18 protein-coding genes are annotated in these 21,522 nt (G+C 43.2%); 9 read left to right on the forward strand and 9 right to left on the reverse strand.

Annotation, left to right across the window (positions count from 1 at the left end; genetic code table 11):
• Positions 1-592: 592 nt before the first annotated feature.
• Positions 593-2,704, reverse strand: coding sequence for a M3 family metallopeptidase (locus PUQ00_RS22135; protein WP_300420821.1), 2,112 nt, complete (start codon positions 2,702-2,704; stop codon positions 593-595).
• A 36-nt stretch (positions 2,705-2,740) separates the two neighbouring features.
• On the opposite strand from PUQ00_RS22135, the gene PUQ00_RS22140 reads away from it, so the two are divergent.
• The 3 genes from PUQ00_RS22140 to PUQ00_RS22150 all read left to right on the forward strand — a co-directional run bounded on the left by PUQ00_RS22140 (position 2,741) and on the right by PUQ00_RS22150 (position 5,130).
• Positions 2,741-2,992 carry a hypothetical protein gene (locus tag PUQ00_RS22140; protein ID WP_300420824.1) on the forward strand — a complete coding sequence of 84 codons (252 nt, stop codon included), beginning with the start codon at positions 2,741-2,743 and terminating at the stop codon, positions 2,990-2,992.
• A 232-nt stretch (positions 2,993-3,224) separates the two neighbouring features.
• Entirely contained in the window at positions 3,225-3,920 is a 696-nt protein-coding gene (locus tag PUQ00_RS22145) for a Uma2 family endonuclease (RefSeq protein ID WP_300420826.1), read from the forward strand.
• Between the two features lie 250 nt (positions 3,921-4,170).
• Complete coding sequence (locus tag PUQ00_RS22150) at positions 4,171-5,130, forward strand: hypothetical protein (protein ID WP_300420829.1); 960 nt, start codon at positions 4,171-4,173, stop codon at positions 5,128-5,130.
• A 168-nt stretch (positions 5,131-5,298) separates the two neighbouring features.
• Here PUQ00_RS22150 and PUQ00_RS22155 read toward each other — a convergent pair whose 3' ends face one another.
• On the reverse strand, positions 5,299-6,195 hold the full coding sequence (locus tag PUQ00_RS22155; RefSeq protein ID WP_300420831.1) for an SDR family oxidoreductase: 897 nt from the start codon (positions 6,193-6,195) through the stop codon (positions 5,299-5,301).
• Positions 6,196-6,524: 329 nt separating this feature from the next.
• Between PUQ00_RS22155 and PUQ00_RS22160 the strand changes: the two genes are divergently transcribed.
• A complete protein-coding gene (locus PUQ00_RS22160) occupies positions 6,525-6,980 on the forward strand; it encodes a transcriptional repressor (RefSeq protein ID WP_300420833.1) in 456 nt (151 codons plus the stop codon).
• A 132-nt stretch (positions 6,981-7,112) separates the two neighbouring features.
• Here the strand turns inward: PUQ00_RS22160 and PUQ00_RS22165 are convergent, their stop codons facing one another.
• The 4 genes from PUQ00_RS22165 to PUQ00_RS22180 form a co-directional block, all read right to left on the reverse strand.
• Entirely contained in the window at positions 7,113-8,267 is a 1,155-nt protein-coding gene (locus PUQ00_RS22165) for a peptidoglycan-binding protein (RefSeq protein WP_300420835.1), read from the reverse strand.
• A 9-nt stretch (positions 8,268-8,276) separates the two neighbouring features.
• Positions 8,277-12,431: a cobaltochelatase subunit CobN gene (gene cobN / locus PUQ00_RS22170; protein ID WP_300420838.1), complete on the reverse strand. Its 4,155-nt coding sequence runs from the start codon at positions 12,429-12,431 to the stop codon at positions 8,277-8,279.
• 223 nt (positions 12,432-12,654) lie between these two features.
• Complete coding sequence (locus tag PUQ00_RS22175; protein WP_300420840.1) at positions 12,655-13,485, reverse strand: YheC/YheD family protein; 831 nt, start codon at positions 13,483-13,485, stop codon at positions 12,655-12,657.
• Positions 13,486-13,529: 44 nt separating this feature from the next.
• Positions 13,530-14,399 (reverse strand): hypothetical protein, encoded by an 870-nt coding sequence (locus tag PUQ00_RS22180; protein ID WP_300420842.1) that lies wholly within the window; start codon positions 14,397-14,399, stop codon positions 13,530-13,532.
• 134 nt (positions 14,400-14,533) lie between these two features.
• On the opposite strand from PUQ00_RS22180, the gene PUQ00_RS22185 reads away from it, so the two are divergent.
• Positions 14,534-15,451, forward strand: a complete 918-nt coding sequence (locus PUQ00_RS22185) for a metallophosphoesterase (RefSeq protein WP_300420845.1) — start codon at positions 14,534-14,536, stop codon at positions 15,449-15,451.
• 52 nt (positions 15,452-15,503) lie between these two features.
• Positions 15,504-15,656 (forward strand): hypothetical protein, encoded by a 153-nt coding sequence (locus PUQ00_RS22190; protein ID WP_300420847.1) that lies wholly within the window; start codon positions 15,504-15,506, stop codon positions 15,654-15,656.
• Here PUQ00_RS22190 and PUQ00_RS22195 read toward each other — a convergent pair.
• On the reverse strand, positions 15,653-15,790 hold the full coding sequence (locus tag PUQ00_RS22195) for a hypothetical protein (protein ID WP_300420850.1): 138 nt from the start codon (positions 15,788-15,790) through the stop codon (positions 15,653-15,655). The two genes, PUQ00_RS22190 and PUQ00_RS22195, sit on opposite strands and share 4 nt — an antisense overlap.
• Between PUQ00_RS22195 and PUQ00_RS22200 the strand changes: the two genes are divergently transcribed.
• From PUQ00_RS22200 to PUQ00_RS22210, 3 genes are all read left to right on the forward strand, one after another.
• Positions 15,791-16,231, forward strand: coding sequence for a retron system putative HNH endonuclease (locus PUQ00_RS22200; protein WP_300420888.1), 441 nt, complete (start codon positions 15,791-15,793; stop codon positions 16,229-16,231).
• 397 nt (positions 16,232-16,628) lie between these two features.
• Entirely contained in the window at positions 16,629-17,978 is a 1,350-nt protein-coding gene (locus PUQ00_RS22205) for an MATE family efflux transporter (protein WP_300420853.1), read from the forward strand.
• 91 nt (positions 17,979-18,069) lie between these two features.
• A complete protein-coding gene (locus PUQ00_RS22210) occupies positions 18,070-18,363 on the forward strand; it encodes an antibiotic biosynthesis monooxygenase (protein ID WP_300420855.1) in 294 nt (97 codons plus the stop codon).
• 48 nt (positions 18,364-18,411) lie between these two features.
• On the opposite strand, the gene pcrA is transcribed toward PUQ00_RS22210, so the two are convergent.
• Together pcrA and PUQ00_RS22220 are read right to left on the reverse strand one after the other, a co-directional pair.
• Positions 18,412-20,736, reverse strand: a complete 2,325-nt coding sequence (gene pcrA, locus PUQ00_RS22215) for a DNA helicase PcrA (protein WP_300420859.1) — start codon at positions 20,734-20,736, stop codon at positions 18,412-18,414.
• Positions 20,737-21,006: 270 nt separating this feature from the next.
• Positions 21,007-21,315 carry an alcohol dehydrogenase catalytic domain-containing protein gene (locus PUQ00_RS22220; RefSeq protein WP_300420861.1) on the reverse strand — a complete coding sequence of 103 codons (309 nt, stop codon included), beginning with the start codon at positions 21,313-21,315 and terminating at the stop codon, positions 21,007-21,009.
• Between the last annotated feature and the right edge of the window lie 207 nt (positions 21,316-21,522).

A 21,522-nucleotide genomic window follows, 5' to 3' on the forward strand; every position in this document is an offset into this window, starting at 1 on the left:
GCGCTTTCGCGACGTTGTAAGGTGGTTGTCATGGTTTTATGATTGCGGTTATTTAAGAATCAGGCGGTTTTGTTTTCGCCTGTGAATGTACTTTACACTACTTTATAATTTTTAATCAAGTATTGTAACTTTTGCCAAACTGATAGAAGTCATTAGTTTTACTTATTTAATAAATAGATGGGTATGCGATCGCTCCCATTCAAAGAGGAAAAAGTCTTAGAGTCCAAGCGAGCGCTTACTTTGGAAGATGTGCTGCATCTACGCCCGTCGTAGACATCGCCCTTCATCCTCTAAGAAACTGAAGAGGGCATAGTTTACTGCCGTAGGCAGACGCTCGCGGACTCGCTTTGCGTGACGCTATCGCCTTTTATTTTGGAGCAAAACCGGAAGGCGATCACCCGTTATCAAAACGGAGAGCTTAGAATATCGATTGATGAAATGACAGGAATTCAAGCATCTTTTAGAGATTGTCTCGTTGTCTCATTCCCAGTCCGAGACTGGGAATGAGACAATCTGTAAAAGCTTGTTATAGACTGGCTTTTATCTTAAGTTGACACGCATGTGCGTTGCAACGTCCCTACAGAGGTGCTGTTTAGTTTATAGCAGCACTGACTAAACCATTGTGCCTAAGCAAAGCGATCGTACTTGGTTCACGACCCCGGAAAGTTTTAAACACCTCCATTGGATGCTGACCGCCACCAAGTGCCAGCACCGTATCGCGATAACGACCACCTGTAGCTTTTATCGCTTCTTCATCTTCTAGCCCAGCTTCTTCAAAAGCGGCAAAAGCATCAGCGCTCAGTACCTCGGCCCACTTGTAACTGTAGTAGCCTGCTGCATAACCACCCTCAAAAATATGTCCGAAAGCACATAAAATGGAATCTTCTGGAAGTGGTGGTAAAACAGTAGTAGTCTTGGCTATGCGATGACGGACATCTGACGGAGTTTCATTACTACCAGGGCGATAGTGGTAGTGTAGTTCTAAATCAAGACTGCTCAGGTGGATCTGCCGCAACGTGGCAGTACCACTCATATAATTACGCGCCGCTAGCAGCTTTTGATAATAATGCTCCGGTAAGGCTTCCCCAGTTTGGTAATGCTTCGCCATTCCAAAGAAAGTGGGTCGCTCATAGCACCAATTTTCCATGAATTGACTAGGTAGTTCCACGGCATCCCACTCCACATTATTGATGCCTGCGGCTCCAGGATAGTCAACCTTGGTGAGCATATGGTGCAATCCATGACCAAACTCGTGAAACAAAGTCTCTACTTCATAGAAAGTCATCAAACTAGGTTTACCATCTACGGGAGGACTTTGATTACACACCAAATAAGCTACGGGTAAGCGAATGGCAGTGACACCATTTTCAGTGATTTTGCCCCGATGGATGCACGCATCCATCCAAGCACCACCGCGTTTCTCGGCTGGACGGCTGTAGGGGTCTAAGTAGAAGTAGGCTATGGGAGAACCAGTTTCGTCAGCAATTTGAAAATAACGGACATCCTCATGCCATACTGGCGCTTCACCATCGGCAGAGGTGACAGTGACACCAAATAGCCGCTTGACTAATCCAAATAAGCCATCTAACACTTGGGGAAGCGGGAAGTAGGGACGCAATTCTTCAGAGGTAAAGGCAAATTTTGCTTCTCGTTGGCGTTCTGCCCAAAAGCTGATGTCCCAGTGTTTTAAATCCGTAGCTTCTGCTGCTCCCTGTGCTGCTGCAAAAGCTTTGAGTTCTGCCAAGTCTTTGACAGCAGCATCATAACTAGCGCGGCGTAGTTCTTCTAACAGGGCGTTGACTGCCTCAACGTTGGGAGCCATTTTACTAGCCAGGCTCAATTGGGCAAAACTTTTAAAGCCTAGTATATCTGCGAGTTCTTGGCGCAACTTCAAAATGCGCTCAATTAAGGGGTTGTTATCCAAGTCGCCACCAGAAGCGCGGGTGATATGAGCTTTGTAAAGCTTTTGGCGCAAATCTCGCCGGGTGCTGTGCTGCATGAAAGGGCCATAGCTGGGGAAGTCCAAAGTAATCCGCCAGGGGCCATTTTCTGGTGTAGCGTTGCTTTCGCCAGCTGCACGAGCACCTTGGGCTGCTAAACTCACTAAGCTTGGTGGTAAACCGTCAATTTCCGCTTGTGTTGTCAGGGTTAAGCTGAAGGCTTTAGTGGCATCAAGTACATGGTTAGAAAATTTGGTAGAAAGTTCTGCTAACTCCATCTGAATGGCGTTAAAACGCTCTCTTGCCTCTCCTTCTAAGCCAACACCAGAAAGTTCTGCATCTCGAATGGCGGCTTCGACGATGCGCTGTTGGGCTAATTCTAAAGTTGCCCAACTATCACTGGCACGGAGTGCCTTAAAAGCATTGTAGATGGGTTGGCTTTGACCGAGGTTGTTAATAAACTGTACGACTAATGGCTGTACGATTTCATGAGCTTCGCGCAGTTCTGGGCTATTTTTAACACCCATTAAATGATTCACCGCCCCCCAACTCCAAGTAAGCCGTTCTGTCAGCTTTTCTAAGGGTTCTACTAAACCACTCCAAGTAGGCTCTACACTTGCCTCTAACGTGACAAGCTGCTGGTAGAGTTCTGCCAGCAACTGATTGAAGGCTGGTACTACTCGTTCTGGTTTAATCTCTGCAAAAGGAGGTAAACCAATGCCTTGGAGTAGGGGATTGTCGGAAATAATAGTACTTGCACTCATGGTTTTGTGTGAACTGCGGATGAATAAAAACCAACAATGATTTCTATTTATATATCTTCTAATGTAGCGATCGCTGTGCTAATTAGTCTTGCCATTGTAGAAAAAAGGCAAAAAAAGCGAGAATTCCTCACAAAAGTATCCCGATACACCTATCTTGTTTGGTACGTGAACCATACTCTTGTAAAAAGATCGGGGCATTGGGCACTTGTATTGAACGTACCCCTACGGGGAAGCAAGCTACGCGTAGCGTCTCGTAGAGAAGTGTTGGGCATTGGGCATTGGCATTAGTTATTCTTCCTCCTGCTACCCTGCCCCCTTAGTTTACTCAGCAGTTCCAGAAATATCAGCGAAAGCCTCTGAGATAATATAATCATGCACCCATTTTTTCAACCAGGGGGCTAATTATGACCGAAACAGAAAAGGATACAGAGCAACTAAATTTATTTATGGTTACTGAGCTTGTCGAAGTATGGGGATTGTAATGCATGAATTTTGAATTTTGAATTCGGAGCAAAGCGACGTGACTAGCCTCTTACCCAGTTCTCAATCAACAGAAGTTTTTTATCCAAGCTCGGATGGTGAACCTTTGGCAGAAAGTTATGTTCATTTATGTGCTTTACTGGCAACTTTAGAAGTATTGAGGCAATACTTGCTGGATCGGCAGGCAACGGTTTTGAGTAACCAGTTTCTCTATTATGCTCAAGGTTTTCCGAGGTTACGGGTAGCTCCAGATGTAATGGTGATTTTTAATGTTGCTCCTGGAGGTCGTGATAATTACAAAATATGGGAAGAGGGACAAGTGCCTGTGGTCATCTTTGAGATGACCTCGGAGGGCACTAGAAACCAGGACACGGGTTTTAAGAAGACACTGTATGAACAGTTAGGGGTACTGGAATACTGGTTATTTGACCCCAAGGGAGAATGGATTAAGGAGCAATTACAAGGGTATCGGCTGCGAGGTGAAGTGTATGAGCTAATCACAGATTGCCGATGTGAACCTTTGCAGCTGCGCTTGCAAATAGAGGGGCAACTTATTGGTTTCTATCGAGAAGACACTGGTGAAAAGTTGCTGATTCCAGAGGAGTTGGCAGAGGCGCTGAAACAGGAAAGATCAGCGAGAGAACAAGCCCAAGAGCAAGTAAAACAAGCAGAGTTGCAGGTGGAAAGGTTGAAGGAACAGTTGCGATTGCTTGGCGTTGACCCTGATACTATCTAGCCATAGATTTGCGATCGCCTTTGGCGGGTGCTTCGCACCATCGCAGAATCCATTCACCGACCTTAACCTAATCAAAGGCGATCGCTAAAATACATGATCATGTACTATATCAAATTAACTGAGCGCGATCAAGCGTCCTTGCCAAACCGAGAAGGAAGGCTCTAGATTTATGATTTTATTTGGCAACTCATCTTTTTACTCGTAAAATCGAAGACAAGATCAAGGTCAGTAGAAAAGAGTCCCTAAATTAATGAGTACGTTAATCAGTCAGGGTGGAAGAGCTATCACTAAATTTCAGATGGTAGACCGAATAAACGATATCGCTTGGCAAGCTCACCAAGGTAGCGTTGCTGCGATTATTCAGCTATTGAATGAAAAGTTAGCCAAGTCTGGTGTCAGAACTAGAGCCATTTTTTCTAATGGTGTCTTACAACTTCTGTGTGAGGCGGCTAGGGTAGAGCAACTTGAGCAATCTCCCATCGTCGAACAAATCCAGCAAATTCTTGAGTCCATCGCCCCGCGTCAGATTCGCCGAGTCAATATCAACAGTCGAATTGTTCGGGAACAACAATTACTTTGGTTAAAGGAAATAGATCGCGATCGCGAGAACCAATTGCTTTGGTCACAGGAGATTATATTAATTCAGCCTAATATTGTAAAGCAACTAATTAAAGATTTCACAGAAGCTCAAGCTGAACTAGGAAAACGAAATTTTCCTAAAAAAACTTTAGTCTCGCGTCCTTTAGTACTTATTAACAAAGAAAAACACAAAAATAAACCTCAAAAAAGGATGTTAAAAGCATCTGGTTTATGCTCACTGTTGTTGCTTAGTTGGGTTGTTTATGCCCAGTTAGGTAATAAACTGAAAAACCTCATGCAATTAGAAACTTCCAAATCTTTAACTACAGAAAATAGTAACGACAACAAAGCTCAAACACCATCCCGTGCTGCTAACAATAGCTTTTCTGAGCCATCTGATGATCCATTTGCAATATCTGTACGAATTGCCAACCAAGCTTCTCTATCTGGTAAAACAGCCACAAGCTCAACTCAGTGGTTAGAGATAGCTGCTAAGTGGCAACGGGCTTCAGATTTAATGGGCAGAGTACCACAAAACCACAGTCGTTATCAGGAAGCTAAGATTCGTACTCAACTATATGAGAAATACAGTGAGGCGGCGCAGAAAGAAGCGGATAAGAGTAAATCTTAGTTTTTTGTTATTGGAAGACTTTTCGGTCTACTGACTTTTTGTGAGAGTTTATCTGCGAGTTTACAAAAAACTCGCAAACAGCACAGTGGCAGCAAACCTTATCTCTACAGTCCCGAATATTCTCTACTACGCGATCAACCGATTGGCAGCTCACAGCACAAACGGAGATTACGCAATACCGACACCACCCGTTATGCCATAAACTTCTCCTGTGATGTAGCTTGCTTCCTGTGAAGCAAGCAGCACGTATATAGGAGCGATCTCTACAGGCTGTCCAGGTCGTCCGAGCGGAACCGTGGAACCAAATTTCTCAATCTTTTCTTGAGTTTGACCGCCACTGGGCTGTAGCGGCGTCCAGAACGGGCCGGGCGCTACAACATTGACGCGCACACCGTTCTCAATCATTTGTTTGGAAAGTGCTTTGCTGAAAGCAACAATGCCTGCTTTGGTGAGCGCATAGTCAATGATCCCCTGTGAAGGTTCATATGCCTGAATAGAAGCTGTATTAATGATGGCTGCACCCGGTTTCAGATGCGGCACTGCCGACTGCGTAATCCAAAACAACGCGTAGAGGTTGGTCTTAAGCACCTTATCGAACTGCTCGGAGCTGATATCACCAAGGGAGGGTTGAGTAGTCTGTGCGCCGGCGTTGTTGACGAGAATATCTAAACCGCCTAGCGCTTCTACCGCATCCACCACAAGTTTTCGGGAAAAACTCTCATCCGTAATGTCACCAGGAAGAGCGATACCCTTGCGTCCGGCTTGTTCGATCAGTTCTATAACCTCTCGTACATCCGCCTCCTCACTGGGGAGATAGGAGATTGCCACATCCGCTCCTTCACGCGCGAAGGCGATTGCTACGGCACGCCCGATACCGGAATCTCCTCCGGTGATCAATGCCTTTCGGTTTGTAAGCTTTCCACATCCTGTATAGCTCTCCTCGCCGTGATCTGGCTGAGGGTTCATCTCTTGAGCGAGTCCCGGTGCAGGCTGTGGCTGACGGGGAAAGGGCGGCCCTGGATATTGCTGACGTGGATCTTGCATCTTTAATCGATCGTTTGTCATCTGTTGCTCCCCTATTGTGGTGTATTCAATTGTAAAATCGCTTTTCCATTACATCTACCCACTTAGTGCAACATTATTGTTGTAATTAGTAACAGCTTTAATACTCCCGTGCATCTGTTCGACTCTACCTTTCGGCAGACGCCCAACAACGCGAACTTATGGATAGCAATATATTTGAATATTTTTTTATTTGGAAGTCTCTTACCCGAAATTTCATAACCCGCAACTTGGGTTATTTAGTAAAGATTCTCAAGAAGCAATAATTGTTGCAAATTGCTCCCAAGATTTGTTATATTCTCAATTAATGAGCTTTGTTGAGAAATATTAGTATGACTGTCTACACAACTACTTCACTTAAGGCAGAACTGAACGAACGAGGCTGGCGTTTAACTCCCCAGCGCCAAACAATTCTACACATTTTTCAAGAACTTCCGCAAGGTCAACATTTGAGTGCGGAAGATCTTTATCATCGGTTAGAAACTGATGGTGAAGGGATCAGTCTGTCAACTATTTATCGAACTTTGAAGTTGATGGCAAGGATGGGAATTTTAAGGGAATTAGAACTGGGCGAGGGACATAAGCATTATGAGATCAACCAGCCCTATCCTCATCATCATCATCACCTAATCTGTGTTAGATGCAACTCAACCATTGAGTTTAAAAACGATTCAATTTTAAAAATTGGGGCGAAAACATCTCAAAAAGAAGGTTTTCACCTGCTTGACTGTCAAATGACCATTCATGCAGTGTGTCCCAAGTGCCAACGGGCACTGATGCCACTTTAGCACTTGGGTGGATAATTAAGACGAAATTACTCAAATTAACCAAATAAGTGGAATTTTGAGCAGTTCGTAATTTACTGTTACTGGAGGCAAGCAACCAGTTGGGGACTGATACTAAAAACACCAAAGGGAATGCTAAAAGCGCCCGCTCTTAAGATCCTTGAGACTGATGCCGTAGAATTCCTGAGCTTGTTTAATTGCTTTTTTGGTGTCATCTGCCATCACACCGTTCAGCTTGCCTTTATAAAAACCCCGCTCCCGTAGTCGCGTTTGGATTTCTAAAGTATTAAATTCGCTTTTGCTAGCAGTATTAACTGAGCTATATAACTTAGATCGCGTAGTTGGGCCAGCAACGCCACTTGCTGTCAAGTAATTAGCTGCCTGGAATCTACGTACAGCATCAGCAGTATAGGGGCCATAGTAGCCATTTGGCTCTCCCTCTAAATATCCTGCCTGGATCAATTGTTCTTGAACAATTCTAACTGGCTCACCGCGATCGCCTACGCGGAGTTTATCTCGATTGACTATCTTTTTGGGAGCATCTTCTCCATCACCGATGCCAACTTCCGGCAATTTCCGCCCTGTTGCTGGGCCCACAATTCCATCAACGCTTAATTTGTAAGAATCTTGGAACCGCTTGACAGATTCTTCGGTAATTGGGCCAAATATCCCTGTGGCGTTCCCGTAATAAAAGCCTGCGATTCTTAAGCGTTCTTGCAAAACCCTGACATCTTCACCTTCATCCCCCTTAGCAAGGTAGTTGGAATTGGCGCGCTTGCTAGTTGCTGAACTAGTAGTGCTGGGCTTTTTGGCTTGTGTACTAGCAATGGGCTTTTTGGCTTGTGTAGTAGCAGTGGGCTTTTTAGCTTGTGTAGTAGTAGTTGTGGGCTTTTTGGCTTGCCAGCTTTCTAATTTTTGCAGGGTGCTTGCTCCAACAATCCCGTCTACTGGTAAACCAGCGGCCTTTTGGAAGCGCCGCACAGATTCTTCTGTGGATACGTCATATACTCTGGTGACTGGAGCTTGATAAAAGCCTGCTTGTTTCAACTGTTGTTGTACATTTTTGACAGAAGGGCCTTGATCGCCTTTTTCCAATGCCATGACGCTGCTGACAGCGCCAAGAATGGACAAAGACAGAGCAAGGGGCATCATATACTTCCAAGCCCTACCAGAAAGCCGTTTCCAGTCTGGTGCAGCTGCGTCCTTAAACAAAGAACTGAGGGAGACCAATTCACTGGGTGTGCTGTCTTCGTAGGCGAAAGCTAGGTGCAAATACGCAAGATTTTCCATATTTGTTTCCTACACCATTGATTTTTCTTCGATAACTGCTTCAGCTTGATGTACTAGGTTTCTCAAGACTTCTAGTGTTCCGATATTTACATCCTCCCACAAATTGCGCTTGTGTGCTTCTAATAATCTTTCAGCAATATCACGCAGAGCATAAGGGTTCTTTTCCTGAATAAATTCCGACACAGCTGGATCGAGCAGGTAAGCTTCTACTATGCCTTGATACATATAATCTTCGACACATTTAGCTGTTGCATCATAGGCGAATAGATAATCTACTGTCGCTGCCATTTCAAACGCACCTTTGTAACCGTGGCGCATGACTCCGGCAATCCACTTGGGATTAACTACGCGAGAACGATACACTCGTGAGATTTCTTCTTTCAGTTGGCGAACGCGTGGTTGGGCGGGTATAGAATTATCACCAAAATAAGTTTGGGGATTTTTTCCCTGTAGAGAACGCACCGCAGCTGTTAAACCACCCTGAAATTGGTAATAATCATCAGAATCGAGTAGGTCGTGTTCACGGTTATCTTGATTGTGCAGCACAACTTGCATTTTCGCCAACCGTTGCTCGAAGGCTTCGGTATTAGACATGGGGCATGGGGCATGGGGCATGGGGCATGGGGCACTTGTACTGAGCTTTGTCGTTGGCGCAGCCTCTGGTAGAGAAGTATTGGGCATTGGGGACTGAGAATTAGGAAGAATTTCTGCTTCTGTGCTTCTGTGCTCTTCTGCTCCGCTTCCTGATGAGTAGGCGTAAGAACTCCAGTTGATGTAGGCGCGGGCTAAATCTTGGTCATCTGTCCAGTTTTGCGATTCGATTAAACCTTGGAGTCCGGCGCCGTAAGCACCTGGACGAGAACCAAAGATGCGATAGCGCGATCGCACCACGGCTTGTTGTAAACTTAATCCTTGTTTAGTCCACAAATCAGTTTCTTGGCGAACTGCATCGGCTAAGGGGTTTTGTTCTGGCGGTTCATCCAAGTCTGCTACTGCTGACACTGCTTGAGCGAATAAGTCAATTAAATTGGGAAAAGCATCCCGGAAGAATCCCGAAATTCGCAAGGTGACATCTACACGCGGACGCCCCAAAATCGCTAGGGGCAAAATTTCAAAATCCACTACTCGCCGCGCTGCACCATCCCATACAGGTTGGACTCCAAGTAAAGCCAAGGCTTCGGCTATGTCATCACCCCCAGTCCTCATGGTGGCAGTTCCCCACATTGATAAACCTAGTGTTTTCGGATACTCACCATGCTCTTGAGTGTAATATTCAACGAGGGTTTCAGCAGCTTTTCTACCTATATCCCAAGCTGTTTCTGTGGGAATGGCGCGAATATCGACAGAATAAAAGTTTCTTCCTGTTGGTAGAACTTCCGGGCGGCCGCGCGTGGGTGCGCCTGCGGGGGCACTGGGGACGTAACCGCCATCGAGTCCGTGTAATAAATGGGTAATTTCTTGGTGGGTTTGTTGTAAAGCTGGAAGCAGGCGATCGCGTATCCAGGTAGAGACGCGATTCATCGCGTCTGTGCTGAGTGGGGAATGGGGAGAGACGCGATGAATCGCGTCTGTACAAGATTCCTGATTTATTATTTTTTCTACTAAAAGGGCGGCGTGTTCTTCTAGGACTTCGACGATATCACCGAGGGTACGGCATTCTGTGCCATTGACTACTGACCATTCACCACTTGTCATTGACAAATCTGCTGTGAGGGGGTCGAAATCTAAACCCCAATCTTCAGCTATAGCACGGGTAATACCTGAAGAATAACGATTGGGTATCCGAGCGATCGTTACTATTAAATCTCGTAGCTGGCGTCCTTGGGGACATTGCCCAAAAATGTGCAACCCGTCGCGAATTTGGGCTTCTTTCAATTCACAAAGATAGCCACCAATAGAATTGAAAATTTGGGATTCAGAATTAAAAATTTCTATTTCATTTTGGATTCCTAAATCTAGATGGAGATTTTCTTTGATTACCAGTTCGCGGATGCGATCGCGTATCACTGGCAAACGCGAAGGATCTAAACTTTCCGCTTCATAATACTCATCAATTAAATTTTCCAATTGTTGCAAAGAACCGTAGAGTTCCGCACGAGTCATCGGCGGCGTTAGATGATCTATAATCACCGCTTGAGCGCGACGTTTGGCTTGGGAACCTTCACCAGGGTCATTCACAATAAATGGGTACAGGTGAGGAAGTGCGCCGAAAGCCACTTCTGGATAACAATTACTCGATAAAGCCACACTTTTACCGGGTAGCCATTCGAGATTTCCGTGTTTTCCCACATGAACTACAGCATCAGCACCAAAATATTCTCTAACCCAATAGTAGAAAGCTAAATAAGCATGGGTTGGCTCTAAATCCGGCGCGTGATAATTCAAACTGGGGTCATTATCATAACCCCTTGGTGGCTGAATTCCCACGAAGACGTTGCCGAGTTGAATTCCAGAAATGGGCATTGGGCATTGGGCATTGGGCATTGGGCATTGGGCATTGGACATTAGGTATGGGTTATTCCCCTTGTCCCCCTTGTCTCCCTCATCTCCCTTGTTCCCATGCCCCATTTCCCACCTTTGACTAATACCTTGCTGCACTGCTGGCGGTAAAGAAGCGAAATACTTTTGATAGTCTTCCCAAGAAAGACTTTGGTGTACTGGACGCCATTCTCGACCTTCGGGATCATTTGTGACACCATCTGTCAGGCGTTGAATCAACTCATCTCCTTGAGCAGGTGGATTTTCTACTTCATACCCAGCCTGATGTAAAGCCTGAAGGATTTCTACACAACTAGCTGGGGTGTCGAGTCCCACACCATTAGCAAGGCGGCCATTTCGGTTGGGGTAGTTTGCCAGAATTAGGGCAATTCGCCGTTCTTGGGGTGGTTTAGAACGCAGACGCGCCCAATTTGCTGCTAGTTTAGCAACGAACTCGATGCGATCGCTGACTGGTTTATAAATTACCACATCTGTCTCTAAAAGGGGATTACGAGTTTGCACTGCTTTAAAAGACACAGCACGAGTAATAATCCGCCCATCTACTTCTGGTAGCGCCACATTCATCCCAATATCGCGGGGAGAAAGGCCTTGAAACTGTGACTCCCACTGCTCAATTGACCCGCCACTGAGGATTACCTGCAACACAGGCACATCTAATTTTTGCCACAAATCGGTTTGGGGTGTTTCACTTTCCAAGCGTGCTAAAGAAAAACTGGTGGTATTTAGCAGCACAGCTATTGATTCGCCTTCTTTGGGTTGGAAAAATTCACTCAATTCAACTTGAACATCAGGTTCACGCAATGAGGAAACAAACACTGGCACAGGTTGTAAATTTTTCTGTACCAAAGCTTCGCATAAAGCATCAATTACCTTAGTGTTTCCCGCTAAATAATGGGCGCGGTAGAAAAGGATGCCGACTTTGGGCATTGGGCATTGGGCATTGGGCATTGGGCATTGGAAGCCTTGAGGTTCTGAGGTGGATGAACGGAGTTCTGAAGTGGATGAATCCAGTTCTGAGGTGGATAAACGAGATTCTAATTCTCCCTCATCGCCCTCATCCCCATTCCCCATTCCCCACTCCCCAGTACAGACACGATTAATCGCGTCTCTGCCCACTCCCCATTCATACAATCCCACACGCGGAATTGACCGGGGTGGCGCGGGATTGTATGCAGTTGACAAGCAAGTATCGGCGATAAATTGCAGAGCATTAACGAAATTTTCCACGCCGCCTTCGCTAAAATACTGCCATACCTGATTAACAATACCCAAGGGCACGGTAGACTGGGAAATTAAATCGGGATCAAAAGCGTCGTCCCCTGGCATTACAATCAGGTTTTTACCATTACGTTGCACAATTTCCTGCACTACTTCTAAGCCATAACCCCAATAGGAACGTCCTCCTAACAGGCGCAAAATAATTACTTCGGCAAGTTCCAAAACTTGCTCTCCATAGGTATCTACACTTAATTGTTGCTGCAACTGCAACAGGTTGGCGACTCTTAATGCCGGAAAGCTTGCAGGTAATTTCCCAAGCGCAGCTGCCAAAGTTTGAATGTCGGTATCAGCAGCCGTAATCAACACGAAAGGCGCTGGAGTTTGTTCTAAAAAAATTAAACCCTCTGACTGATTCCATCCACCCGATGTGCTACTTATACGATGCATAATTCTGTGTTACCGTTTTAAACTGTTGCTTAGGGATTTCCAAGAAATTAATTCAAGACTTACGCAAACAATAGCCAAAAATAGTGATTTTCTTTTTAAGGTAATTCATGAATTGCCCCTACAGCGTGTAGTTTTGCGTAAGTCCTACTAGTATTAAATGTTCTTCTTATTAAATAAAACTCTATACCTTTAGGGGTAAAGTATTTTTACTTCTGACTTCTGTTTATTTTGAAGCTAGACTAATCAGCATTTTTTCAAAAATTCTCAACACATATTCCTCTCCATTGTCTCTAGTGAAGATGCTAAAATTCGGGTGAGAATTAATTTCAATTAACCAATATTGGTGATCTCGGTCTAATACGATATCTAAACCACCATAATCAAGGTCTAATTCTTCAAAAACTGGTTTAGTAAAACTAGCAATCTCTGACAATATTTGTGGATCGTTGATATACTTTGCTTTTGCACCATTCCAGTGCAGAGGACTGAGATTACCCATAAATTTGGCATCAGTTATATCTTTTTCATAAAGCAAAACTAACTCTTTATTTAAGAAAACCGCTCTATATTCAGATTTAATTTGAATAAGTTCTTGAGCGAGAGCTACATAATCATACTTATGATTTATATTGAAAATCTCTTTTAAAGCATTTTCAATTTCATCTTGATTCTTGCATAAAAAGACGTTATGTCCGCTCGAACCAGAATTCCTTTTAACAATTACAGGTGTTTCAAAATTTCTTTTTATTTCTAATACGATATCTTGAATATTTGGAAATTTTAAGTAAATTTTATACTGCATGTCACAAAAAGGAGAAAGAAAACCTAATGTCCGAGGAAGTTTAACTTTTTTCTTTAAAACATGATAAGTGTATTCTTTGTCTTTTATAAGATGTGCTACTGCTTGATTAATTAACGGAGTGCTATAGTTACAAAAATAATGTGGTTTATTATTGAGTTTTATTTTGATTAAGTTTTCAGCAGGATAAATAATTTCATAGCTGATGTTTAAGTTTTCACAAGCTTGGAGCAATAGCGAAACGTTGTCTAACATAAATACTTAAAGTTAAACTTCCAAATTATGAATTACGAATTATTTTAAGTTGTTGTTTGCCGTTTAAAAATCACAATCTCAGTCCCAACAACTGGGTTACGCGCTATCAGCCTATTTTGGGAGTCGATAATTTCTAAATGGGTAAAATCAAGTTCTTGAGAGCGTTGTAATATCTTTGCAGCTAGTTTGTCCTGCTGAGATTCTTGAAGAGTGTACCAATCGTCACTAATTTTGACAGTTAGATTACTTGTGCGGAAGTTAGCTTGAATTGACTTTATCAGGCCAGAGGCAATGCGATCGCTAATTTCGGCTACCTGATTTTCAATCGCCGCAATTAAGGCTTGTTCTGGTGTCAATTCTATAGTTGGCGGCGGGATTGGCGTTGGCGTGGGAATTGGTTTCGGTTCCGGCGTTGGTGGCGTAGTTTGTACTTCTGGTGGCGGCGTAATTTCCTCTGGTGGCTGTGGTTCTGGTGCGACTGACTCCGGTGTAGTAGTTATCGTTGGTGTTGGTGCAGGAACCTTTTCTACTGGTGGAACTGTTGCTATTTCAGTAGGTTTACCAGTAAAAACAGTTGTAGTTGTCCAAACCAGAATTACAGCAACTCCAGTAACAATTGCCGTCAAAGCTGTATCTGATAACTTTGTTGACAAATTTGATGGTATAAACAAGCGGACTGTCCTTAACAGTCCACCCCACCGCAACTCTAGTTGCTGCAAAAAACTGGGTGTTTCCTCAGTACCAGGTGGGGGTGCTGTCTCCAGTTTTTCCACCGTTACTTCTAAAACCCCAATCGTCCCTTGGAGAAGTTGGATAATTTTAGCCTTCCAAAATGGCTGAACTCTCTGGTAAGGTTTCTGGGGAGGTTGAGTTACCTGCTCATCCGTCGGTTTTGACTGATTGTCTTGTGACATGGAACTTTCACCAAAAGCAGCGAATCAAAGACAAACAACGTACATTATTACTGGTGCTGCCTCTTTTGCCTTAATGTATCACTTCATTGCACATTCCTTCAGCGAAACTGACTATTTATTAAATTTGGCAAATTATGAACCTGAAACGCCGTCAATTTTTATTTTTAAGTGGCCTCAGCGCCATTGGTGGAGGATTTTTAGCCTGGATGTTAGCTGAACAAAATCATCAAAGTGCTGATATTAGCGATTCAACAACAGCTATAGCCGCCAACCCAGTCAAAAAAGACTTGTTATTACGTTTTGTGTCTGTAGCAGATACGGGCACTGGAGCCAAAGGACAGTACGCTGTGGCTGGAGCAATGAATGCCTATCACAAGCAAAATCCTTATGATTTAGTCGTTTTAGCTGGCGACAACATTTACAATAACGGCGAAATTGAAAAAATTGGCGAAGTTTTTGAGCGTCCCTACAAAGTTTTGCTCAAGCAAGGTGTGAAATTTCAGGCTTGTTTAGGTAATCACGATATTCGTACTGCCAATGGTGATCCGCAAGTCAAGTATGTCGGCTTTAATATGAAGGGACGTTACTATACATTTCGCCGTGGAACTGTGCAATTTTTCGCTTTAGATACTAACAGTAATGCTAATTGGAAAAACCAGCTATCTTGGTTACAGAAAGAATTAAGTCTTAGTAATGCTCCTTGGAAAGTGGTGTTTGGACATCATCCGATTTATTCATCTGGTCAGTATGGGAGTAATCCAGGTTTTATTAAAACTTTTACTCCTCTATTTCAAAAATACGGCGTTCAACTTTACATCAATGGTCACGAACATAGTTATGAACGCACTCGTGCCATTGATGGTACAACTTATTTAATCTGTGGCGCAGGTGCAGGTAATCGTCCTGTAGGACGTTCCGAGTGGACAGAGTATTCCACCAGTAATTTAAGTTTTGCCTCTTATGAGGTGTATAAAGATAGAATAGAAATAAGTGCGATCGCTACTGATAATCGCATTTTTGATAAAGGTATTATTCAGTTAAAATCAGCGTAATTATTATGAAAGTCAAGCGTTTGAAAATGCAATCCTTCGTGGAAGCGGTGATTTGACGCTTGAGTTTGATTTTAAGGGTGCAAATGTAATTTTTGGTATCAACCGTGCAGGCAAGTGTATCTATTCGACGCAAAAAGATTTTGAAGCGGTGAAATATATCAAAAAAAGTGAGGAGCAGAAAGTTTTACCGTTTGGAAAAAACTAACAAATGAGTATTGGTAAACAAGTTGGGACAACTTCAGCAAACCACAAAAAACCGATGTACATGATTCCTTGTTGCAAGAGTAGGGTTTTATCTGTTGCTATTGTGGAAGGCGTATTACCAAGGATATTAGCCATATTGAACATCTAAAGCCTAGATATCCTTACACTGAGCTAGTGCTGGAATACACAAATATGCTGGCTTCATGCCAAAGAGAAAGAGAGCGTAAAGAACCTTTGCACTGTGGAAGCAAGAAAGATTATTGGTACGACGAGGATTTGATGGTTTCACCAATAAATGCAAATTGTGAGGAGTTCTTTAAGTACACCGATGATGGGCAGATTTTGGCGACAGATAATTCAAAAAAATTAGCTGCTGAAACAACAATTGATAAACTCGGACTCAATATTGACAAGCTGAAAGATTTACGTGCAAAAGCTCTTGAGCCAATATTGGAAATCATCAACACAATCACAGAGGGAGAGAGACAAGACTTAATTATAGGTTTCAGTGAAACTGATTATAAAGGATATTATCAAGAGTTTTGTGATGCGATTATTTATTTACTAAAAAATTAGTTTTAATGGCGTAGGCTGTTGTAGACATTGCATTCACCTTATACTAATGAGGTGTATAAAGATAGAATAAAACTTGGGGCGATCGCTACTGATAATCGCGTTTTTGATAAAGGCATTATTCAATTAAAATCAGTTTAGTTACATGACTACAGTTGAGCAACTAAAACATTACGTTGAGAACCAAAATAAACCAAATATTTGATAGCTGTCGCGTTAGTTGTTACGTAGTCGCAATTCATTTACCGTTAAGTCTTTCCTGCCGAATACTGCGCGAACAACTGTAACGGCAGTCCTCTTACTCTATTAAGATAGATTCAAGTTCCCAGGAGCAACATATCCTGAACATGGGTTTAGATTTTGGAAAAACCCTTTGTTCTTCACATCGGGTTATAAGCATATGTTTTCTGAAGTTAAAAAATGTCTTGTGTTAGCCGTACCTTTGGCAGCTGCACAACTGGCTCAATCTGCAACTGGTTTTGTGGATACGGTAATGATGGGCTGCTTGGGAAGCCAGACTATTGCATCTGGAGGTTTGGGAGCTATTATTTTTAGTTTTTGTTTGTTAATCGTTAGTGGTATCGTTTCTGCTGTCAGTCCGTTAGCTGCCCAAGCATACGGAGCCGGAAATAGAGAAAAAGTTGGCACAATTGTCCGGCTGGGACTAGGGACATCTCTGGTACTAGGAATACCAATTACATTGCTGCTTTACAATGGAGGTGCTTTATTACTTTTACTAGGGCAAGATGCTAATACAGTAGCACTAGCAGAGATTTTTTTAAGGGCGATCGCACTGGGTTTTATTCCTGCTTTAGGCTTTGGAGTACTTAAAAACTTTCTTTCTACTCTATTGCAACCGCAATTAGTGATGGTGACTGTGGTTTTGGGTACTTTGCTCAACATCACAGCTAACTATGTGCTGATGTTTGGCAAACTGGGATTTCCGGCGCTGGGTTTAGCTGGTATCGGTTGGGGAAGCACATTCTCACTTTGGAGTATGTTTGTTGCTTTGACAGTTTATATATGTAATCAGCCTCGCTTTGCAGTTTACGGTATTTTTCGACCTTCATCTAAAAAAGCTTTTTCCCTAGAAGATCGCCGGATCATTGGCGATATTTTTCAGATTGGATTGCCCATTGGGGGGCTGATTGCGGTCGAAGGGGGACTGTTCACTATTGTTACTTTCATCATCGGACAATTAGGAACAAACGCTCTTGCTGCCCATCAAATTGCTTTACAAACAATTTCGATATCATTCCAGATTGCACTAGGCATTTCTCTAGCGACAACAGTACGTGTTGGGCAGTTAGTTGGACAGAATGATCTGCTTGCTACTCGTCTGGCTGGATATGCAGGCATTGGCATTGCAGCTCTATCTATGGGTGTAGTAGGCATTACATTGTGGTTAGTACCAAAGTCGATTATTTCTCTTTATATTGACATTAACGATCCAAACAATGCAGATGTGGTTGTCCTCGCAGTAAAATTGCTGGGAGTGGCAGCGATTTTTCAAATAGTTGACGGTGTGCAAGTTACTGCGGGAGCAGCATTACGCGGACTACAAGACACTCGAATCCCTCTGTTGATTGGTATTCTTGCTTATTGGTGTATTGGTTTATTCACTGGTTATACTTTCGGAATTTGGTCGGGGTATGGAGCTATTGGTCTTTGGTGGGGACTGGCTATTGGTTTAGCGTTTGCTGCAATAATTATGACTTGGCGGTTTAGCAACAAAACAACTAACCACTGATAAATAAATATGAGTTATCTGTAGCTATTAGTCAACTTACGGCTACGTATCAATTGCGTTAATACTAGTTTAATTATCACCGAAAAAGTTTATGATTCTTGAAGCAGTGATGCTTTATGTCAAACCAGGGTTAGAATCTGATTTTGAAGCTTCTTTTAAAAAAGCTTCCAATCTTATTTCCTTAATCGACGGATATTTATCTCATGAATTGCATAGATGTATAGAAGTCCAAGGTAAATACTTATTACTTGTCAGATGGGAAAGTTTAGAATCTCATACTGTTGGATTTAGAAGTTCTGCTGAGTTTCAAGACTGGAAAAAACTTCTGCATCATTTTTATGATCCATTTCCCATTGTTGAACACTTTAAAGAAATTGAAATATGAAAAACAAGATCCCCGACTTCTCAAAAAAGTCAGGGAGCTGTGGATGTCTCACTCTACTCGTTGCAACTGCGCTACTCTTGGATCAACAATTTTTTGTCCCAAACTGGCAAATTTAATTGCCACAGACATTTTACTACCCGTTCCAAAAACATGAGTGATTTCACCAAGCCCAAAAGTTTTATGTAATACTCTCTCGCCTACTTGCCAATTCTGCGTTGTATCTGGTTTCGCACTAGAAGCAGAGGCACTTTTAGTATAAGTTTGACGACTCAGGCGTTGAGTACTTAATAATTCTTCTGGTAATTCGTCGAGAAATTGCGATCGCATGGCGGCTTCACGAGAACCATACAAACGGCGTTCACGCGCATGTGATAAATACAACCTTTCTTGGGCGCGAGTAATTCCCACATAACACAAGCGGCGTTCTTCTTCCAAAGATGCGGGATCACTCAGCGATCGGTAGCCGGGAAATAGTCCCTGTTCTAATCCCACCAAAAATACTACGGGAAATTCCAAACCTTTGGAAGCGTGCAAAGTCATCAAAGAAACGGCTGTCTGTCCTTCTTTTAAGTTATCCAAATCGGAGCTGAGAGCGGCGCTACTTAGAAAGTCTCGCAGAGAAACCTCTTCGTTTTCTTCTTGAAATTGCAGTGCGGCGTTGTAAAGTTCCTGGACGTTTTGTACCCGATCTGTGGCTTCATCTGTGCCTTGATTCATCAAGTCTTGAACGTAACCAGAGTCTTCTATTATTCCTTGCAAAACCTCAGTCACCGGAAGCGTGCCGATTTGTCCTTGCCAACGGCTAATCATTGCAGCAAAGCTATTCACCGCTTTTGTCGCCCGTCCAGCTAATGTATTAACTGATGTTTCATCGCTAAGTATTTCCCACAGAGTTGTCCCTAATTGTTGGGAGGCGTTCACCAAAGCATCAATAGTGGTTTTGCCAACTCCCCGCCGGGGAGTATTGATGACTCGCAATAAACTGACTGTATCAGCTGGGTTAGCGATCGCTCTTAAATATGCGACGACATCTTTAATTTCTTTGCGATCGTAAAACTTCATTCCTCCCACAACTGTGTAAGGAATTTGATATTTCACCAACAGTTCTTCAAAGGGGCGAGATTGGGCGTTTGTCCGATAAAGTATGGCAAAACTACCCCAGTTCAACTCTGGATTTTGGTTTTCTAAAGTGCGAATTTGATTAATTACAAATGCCGCTTCTGCGAGTTCTTCATCGGCTTTGTGACAAGTAATCTGCTCACCCGGCCCCCGCGTCGGTTTGAGGACTTTATCAATCCGTTGGGTGTTATTTTCAATCAGTTCATTAGCCGCTTGCAGAATGTTTTCACAAGAACGATAGTTTTCTTCCAGCTTAACCATCGTTCGGGTGTCATCATCTACTAAACCATCACCAAAGTCTTCCTGAAATCCCAGCAAGATGGTGAAATCTGCCATCCGAAAGCTGTAAATGGATTGATCTGCATCGCCGACAACGAAAACTGAGCGATTTTGCCATTCCCATTCGCTTTTTCTAGTTTCGCCATTAGTAACCAATAAATGAATAAGTTGATACTGAGTGCGGTTGGTATCCTGATATTCATCTACAAGAATATGGTGAAACTTGCGATGCCAGTAACCTAATACCTGCTCGTTTTGTTGAAATAATCTCGTAGGTACAAGAATTAGATCATCAAAGTCGAGAGCGTTGTTTTGTGCTAACTTATCTTGATATAAATTGTAGACTTGGGCAATCACTCGTCCGCGATAATTGGGTTGATCTTGCTCAAATTCTTGGGGTGATAAACCTTGGTTTTTAGCATTACTAATAGCGTAGCGGACAGAGCGGGCGTCAAATTTCTTATCGTCTAAATTTAGCTCTTTATTAACGATTTCTTTGATCAGACTTATAACATCGGATTCATCAAAGATAGAGAAATTGCGATTCCAACGGCGTCCTTTTTCGTCTACGTATTTTTCAATATCAAAGCGGAGAATACGAGAAAATAGACTATGGAAAGTACCACACCATAAGTCTTTGATCGTGTTTTTGTAAACTTGCGATCGCAATTGCATTTGTTGATATTCTGTCAACAAATCCCACTTCTGACCGTGTTGTTTCATTGCCAGTTGTTCCGCAAACAGCCGTTGAATCCGGTCTTTCATTTCCCGTGCGGCTTTGTTGGTAAAAGTAACCGCCAGGATATTTTCTGGATTAACGCGGTGTTTCAGAATCAGATTCGCAATGCGATAAGTCAGCGCTCGTGTTTTACCGGAACCTGCGCCGGCAACAACTAGTAACGGGCCGCAGTAATGTTCGACGGCTTGACGTTGGCTAGGGTTAAGGTGACTGAGAAAGTCGATGGTTGTTGTCATGGATGTGAAAAAGCGATGTCTCCGACGTGCTAGGCCTACGCCTGGCGTCACATCAATAGAGAGTTGCTATTGCCCAGGTTACAATATCTTAACGAAACTTGGTGAACAAAGATTGTGTGGCAATATTCCTAACCAGAATGGTACTCTATCATTGGCACACCAGCATAACCATTATCTCTATGGAATGCCAAAGCGGCCGTGCAAAAGCGTACCTATTGATGAAAAAACCCGGACACGAATGGGAACAAGCAATTGCAAACTGCTAACAATTCAAGTGTTTCGCCTTTTCTTGGTACCATCAAACGCTCGTCCCATGCCTCCCATAATCGCTGCTACCTTCTGACCAGGCTGAAATGGGGTGTCAGGGGCGGCTTCAACAACACCAACGCACTCAATCCCCAAAATTCTGGGAAGTTGAACGCTGGGAGAATACCCTTGACGTGTAAACATTTCAGAAAGGTTTAGACCAAAGGCTTTGATCTCGATTAGCACCCATCCAGACTGAGGAGATGGTTTTGTAATCTCTTGTAATTTAAGGGCTGTCGGATCACCGCGAGATTCCAAAAGAATTGCTTTCATAACCTTAATCATCGGCTGAATTAACTTAGCAATTTATGAATTGTCCCGACAATACGTTAACTTTTTTACGTAGATAAGTTAGCGACCAATTATTCCTGCGCGTTCTGTCGTAAAATCAGCGACGGGGAATAAAACATCATAAAAATACTGGGCAAGCTCTGACTTGTTCTCCTGTCAACAGAGCTTACAGTTATTTTCAATTAATTG

The sequence above is a fragment of the Nostoc sp. S13 genome (assembly GCF_029379315.1).
In the GTDB taxonomy this organism is placed as follows: domain Bacteria; phylum Cyanobacteriota; class Cyanobacteriia; order Cyanobacteriales; family Nostocaceae; genus Nostoc.

Excerpts from the sequence above, each read along its gene's own strand:
- PUQ00_RS22185 (WP_300420845.1), top strand. The coding sequence starts at position 14,534 with ATGAACCTGAAACGCCGTCAATTTTTATTTTTAAGTGGCCTCAGCGCC.
- cobN (WP_300420838.1), bottom strand. The coding sequence starts at position 12,431 with ATGCATCGTATAAGTAGCACATCGGGTGGATGGAATCAGTCAGAGGGT.
- PUQ00_RS22220 (WP_300420861.1), bottom strand. The coding sequence starts at position 21,315 with ATGAAAGCAATTCTTTTGGAATCTCGCGGTGATCCGACAGCCCTTAAA.
- PUQ00_RS22135 (WP_300420821.1), bottom strand. The coding sequence starts at position 2,704 with ATGAGTGCAAGTACTATTATTTCCGACAATCCCCTACTCCAAGGCATT.
- pcrA (WP_300420859.1), bottom strand. The coding sequence starts at position 20,736 with ATGACAACAACCATCGACTTTCTCAGTCACCTTAACCCTAGCCAACGT.
- PUQ00_RS22150 (WP_300420829.1), top strand. The coding sequence starts at position 4,171 with ATGAGTACGTTAATCAGTCAGGGTGGAAGAGCTATCACTAAATTTCAG.
- PUQ00_RS22195 (WP_300420850.1), bottom strand. The coding sequence starts at position 15,790 with ATGGCTAATATCCTTGGTAATACGCCTTCCACAATAGCAACAGATAAA.
- PUQ00_RS22205 (WP_300420853.1), top strand. The coding sequence starts at position 16,629 with ATGTTTTCTGAAGTTAAAAAATGTCTTGTGTTAGCCGTACCTTTGGCA.
- PUQ00_RS22140 (WP_300420824.1), top strand. The coding sequence starts at position 2,741 with ATGATTTCTATTTATATATCTTCTAATGTAGCGATCGCTGTGCTAATT.
- PUQ00_RS22165 (WP_300420835.1), bottom strand. The coding sequence starts at position 8,267 with ATGGAAAATCTTGCGTATTTGCACCTAGCTTTCGCCTACGAAGACAGC.
- PUQ00_RS22160 (WP_300420833.1), top strand. The coding sequence starts at position 6,525 with ATGACTGTCTACACAACTACTTCACTTAAGGCAGAACTGAACGAACGA.
- PUQ00_RS22175 (WP_300420840.1), bottom strand. The coding sequence starts at position 13,485 with ATGTTAGACAACGTTTCGCTATTGCTCCAAGCTTGTGAAAACTTAAAC.
- PUQ00_RS22180 (WP_300420842.1), bottom strand. The coding sequence starts at position 14,399 with ATGTCACAAGACAATCAGTCAAAACCGACGGATGAGCAGGTAACTCAA.
- PUQ00_RS22210 (WP_300420855.1), top strand. The coding sequence starts at position 18,070 with ATGATTCTTGAAGCAGTGATGCTTTATGTCAAACCAGGGTTAGAATCT.
- PUQ00_RS22155 (WP_300420831.1), bottom strand. The coding sequence starts at position 6,195 with ATGACAAACGATCGATTAAAGATGCAAGATCCACGTCAGCAATATCCA.